Source organism: Brevibacillus sp. MCWH, assembly GCF_013096935.1.
Classification (GTDB): domain Bacteria; phylum Bacillota; class Bacilli; order Brevibacillales; family Brevibacillaceae; genus Brevibacillus; species Brevibacillus aydinogluensis.
Map to the genome: position 1 here is coordinate 1 of NZ_SDLF01000204.1, position 414 is coordinate 414.

Sequence of the window (414 nt, forward strand, 5' to 3'; positions counted from 1 at the left end):
TTACCGCACTATAGGTATTTTCAGGTTTCTTGATTTAATTCTATAAATACATGTGAGTTTTCCTCAATGGATAGTCAAAAAATTAGTCAGTTAGTAGAGAATCGTGAGTTATATCCCATCACTGATATTGGCAGGGAATTGAATTTCATTTTCAAACCATCTCTTTTTTGGTGTCCTACATACCTTGCACAATCTGCTTGGCTAGAACACATTCATTTTGCTTTCTGGTTAGTTGACACACTGCGGCCAAGAAATATTGTTGAGCTGGGAACTCATTATGGAAGTTCTTATTTCTCATTTTGCCAAGCAGTCTCTAAACTAGATTTAGAAACATGCTGCTTTGCCGTTGATACCTGGGGGGGAGATGAACATGCGGGGCTGTATGGCGAAGAAGTTTACAGGCAAGTATCAGAA

General features: G+C 38.6%; 1 protein-coding gene. It reads left to right on the top strand.

The genetic code is table 11. The features are described from left to right. Window positions 1-66 precede the first annotated feature (66 nt). On the top strand, window positions 67-414 hold a 348-nt coding region (locus ETC00_RS20085), incomplete at its 3' end, for a class I SAM-dependent methyltransferase (protein ID WP_216369615.1).